This window comes from Paracoccus sp. L-17 (assembly GCF_056857655.1).
Map to the genome: position 1 here is coordinate 1 of NZ_JBSXNM010000002.1, position 3,658 is coordinate 3,658.

A 3,658-nucleotide genomic window follows, 5' to 3' on the forward strand; every position below is an offset into this window, starting at 1 on the left:
GCCTCACGCCACGGTCAGCCGCAGGACATTCCCGCCCATGATGCTGACCCCGGCGGGCAGGGTTGCGCCGTTGTCGGTGATGCTGTCCGCCACGATCAGGTCGTAGCTGCCGGGGGCAAGGCCCTGGCTGTCCACCGTGACCGTCGATCCGGCCTCCAGCACGACAGTCGCGGCGACGGTGGGCGCGGGATCATCGCCGCTTTTCCTGAACGGCGCGATCGTTCCGATCTCGGAGGGCCGGACGTCAAGGACATAGGGCGTCCAGACCTTGTCGTCGCCGAACCGGGGCGAGGTCGCGGCGGCCTTCTCTCCGATTTCGGGCCTGCCCTGCATGTCGCGCACCGCCACGTCCCAAAAGACCGCGTTGTTGCGCCGGCCCCAGCGAAGGCTGTCCACCTTGCCGGTAAAGCCGCTGGTCCCGCCGACAAGCGGCCATTCTTTCCGGAAGCGCGCGTTGAAGGCGTATTCGCCGAAACACAGGACCGGCGTGGCCCGGAAATCCAGGGTTCCGGCGACGGTCAGGCTCGCGCTGCCGGTCCCGTCCCAGCCGATGAAGCAGCGGCCGCCGTCGATGCGCAGCGTCTGGTTCGCGCCGACCGCGTAATCCGGCCCCAGCAGCACCTCGGCCATGCCGCTGACCGCCAGATCGCCCGATGCGGCCCCCGCGAAGGTCAGCCGCCCGCCGCGCGCCGCGATAGACCCGTCCGAACCGGCCGGCGCGACATATTGCCCGCATTCGCGAATGCCGAGATTTGCCGCATCCGCATGGGCCAGGGCGGTCAGCTTGCCCGATGTCACCTCCAGCAGCCCGCCGCCAAAGGCGATGCTGTCCACCTCGGTCGTGAAGCGCCCGAATTTCACCCGGTTGCCATAGAGGTTGACACTATCGCCCGGCACCGATCCGGGCCTGTCGCCGGTGGACCAGTTCAGCCGGTTGTCCCAGCGGAAACCCTCGCCGCGATCATCGGGGGTGAACACGCATTCCGCGGCGTTGACCCGTTTGACATAGGACTGGTCCAGATTGGCCGCGCAGGGCGCGCGGAAATAATTCAGCGTCGCGTCGATGGCGGCGCGGCGTTGGGACAGCGGAACACCGCGGATATAGGTCATGTAATCGGCGATGGTGGCGGTCGGCTGGCCCAGCAGATCGGCTGCATGGCGCTGGATCGTGGTTCGGTCCAGGACAGCCGGGTCGAGCCCTTCCGTTCGGAAATCCTCCTTCCAGCGGTAGACGATGGCATTGTCGAAATAGCCCTCGTCCTTCCCGGCGTTGTAAGGGCCCAGCGATTTGAACGAAAAATCCGGGTTGACCTTGAGCGCCACCTCGTCCGGATCATCGGGATTGGCGCAATGGATGACGATCACGTCCACCAGCGAGGGCATCTTGCTGAAAATGTCCATGCCCCAGTTGATGGCCCCGATATCGGGCGCAACCCGCCATCCGGCCGAGGTGATCACATTGCCCAGATGCAGCGAGAAATTGCCGCGCGGCCCCTGGATCGTGTAATCGGTGGTATTCCCGCCGCCATCATTGCCGGCAATATTGTTGTCCAGCAGCAGGCTGTCCACGAATTGCGCGCCGGAACGGGTCTGCAAGCCCTGCGACGCGGCCCGCGCGCTGATCACATGATCGTAGATCTGATCGCTGTTATGGGTGCTGCTGTAGACATTGTGGCTGAACTGGCTGGGGGGCTGGGGCGTGTTCGCGCCGCCCGCCCCTGTGGGGTCATAGCCGTCCGCCCAGCCATTGTGATCCCAGATCACCTCTTCCAGCAGAAGACCATGGACATTGTTCCAATAGGATCCCCCCAGGCGCTGCTTGTGGGGATTTTCACCCCAGGTCAGCATCCCGTCCTTCGGGGAGGTCAGGGAAACATCCGTCACATCGACGCGATAGCCGGTAAAGCCCTCGCCCGATTGCTGGCTTTGCGCCCCGAATTCACCCCGCCGTTCGGCGGCATCGCCCTTGATGTTGTCGCAATCGGTGATCAGCCAGTTCCACATGAAAAGCGAACCGATCGCGTCGAAACTGATGTCGCGAATGACCAGATGCGAAGGGCACCAGGCCGAATTGAAAACAGACAGCCCGCGCGGCCGCGGACCCGTTCCCCATGATCCGATCAGCATCGGATGCAGCGGGCTTTCCCCTTGTGCGCGCCGCTGCGGGGTAGCGTCCAGGCCGCCGTAATCGTAGCCCCTTTCATAGAGGATCCAGTTCGAGGTGGTCGTTCCAAGCTGGGCCTGCCGCCATGCGGATACGGCAAGGCTGGCCAGCAAGGGCTGTTCCTCGCTGCCGCCATAGAAGGGATTGGCGATCAGCCAGTTGTCGCTGACCGCGTTGGGCGAAATGGACTCGGCCGCCGCGATGCTGTCTTTTGTCCAGGCATCGGGGGAATTCGAGGCATACCATTTGCGGTGATTGCGGCCCGGCTCGACGATGATCGAAGCATCGCCGGGATCGCGTTCCAGCATGTAGTAATCGCCCGCCCCCCAGCCGTCTTCCTGGGCCGAGGCGCTGACGTTCATGACGTAATTCTGGCCGCCGCTTTCGAAATCGACCGTGGCGGCATCGCGTTGGGCGGTCAGATCCAGGGCATAGGTGCCATCCGCCTGCCTGACGCTGCCCGGAACCGCGACGGCCAGGCGGTTCATCCGCCCGGCATATGCCGTCAGCGCCAGGGTGCTGACCCAGCCCATGCCGGGCTTGTCGATGCCCTTGAACGTCACCCCCCCGACAGAGGTCACGCCCGCGCCGTGTCTGCTCTTGATCATCGTCATGTCAGATTTTCTCCACGCCGTAGGTGTTCACGGTCACACGCAGGGCATTGCTTTTCTGCAAAGCGGGGCCGACCCACAGACGGCGCGTCTGTGTTGCGGTGTAGTCGAGGGTGCCGACGGGGTTGTAGGACGACGCCAGCGGGGTTCCGTTGCCGCTGCTGTCAGGCAGCAGGCGAACCGAGTGGCCGGACGCGCTTTCGTTGATCGACAGATTCCATGTGATCCGGTAGGTCTGGCCCGCCACGACGTCAAAGGGCCATCCACCGCGCCCGACGATGTATGATCCCGTTGGTTTGAGAACCAGAGGCGACAGGCTCTGGGTTTGCCATGTATCCGGCGAGCTGCCGGCAATCGGCTGCGACAGATCAAGAAGGTTTCCGGCCGAAACAGGCGACCCCACAACAGGGATGGACGCGCTGGCTGCGGTGTTGCCGAACCCGTCATCGGCCACGATGCTCAGCGAACCGCTCATGCCGGAAGGCGCGGTCCAGGGGAACGTAATGTCAGCCTCGACCACGCCGCCATCGTCATGGGCGGAATAACTGATCGTCGGCTCGGTCCCGCCATAGAGATACAGCGCCGGCGTATCGAGCGCGATCGTGTCGCCCGCATCCACCGATCCGGCCGTGCCGCCATCGGCGGCGATCGACACAAGCGGCGCAAGCGCGGCAAAGCCCGCGCCATCGGCCAGCCCGTCCAGATCGGCGGGCGTGAAGGTGATCGCGCGACCGTCCTGTTCGCCACCGGTCGGCGTGAAGCCGATGCTGCCATCGGCCGGGGTATCGGCGGGATAGGACACGATCACCGAATCCGCGCCGTCATAGCTGAAGGCGATGGCCTCGAAGGTGACGGCCAGCGTCCAGGCCTCGTTGTCCGCGCC

2 protein-coding genes are annotated in these 3,658 nt (G+C 64.7%); both read right to left on the bottom strand.

Features of this window, described 5'->3' with window-relative positions:
• Nucleotides 1-3 precede the first annotated feature (3 nt).
• The gene (locus AC13CR_RS00010; RefSeq protein ID WP_482919973.1) at nt 4-2,778 is read right to left on the bottom strand and encodes a hypothetical protein; all 2,775 of its coding nucleotides are present in this window, start codon (nt 2,776-2,778) and stop codon (nt 4-6) included.
• 1 nt (nt 2,779) lies between these two features.
• Nucleotides 2,780-3,658, bottom strand: an 879-nt coding sequence (locus AC13CR_RS00015) for a hypothetical protein (RefSeq protein ID WP_446236172.1), incomplete at its 5' end; no start/stop codon positions are given.

Excerpts from the sequence above, each read along its gene's own strand:
- AC13CR_RS00010 (WP_482919973.1), bottom strand. The coding sequence starts at position 2,778 with ATGACGATGATCAAGAGCAGACACGGCGCGGGCGTGACCTCTGTCGGG.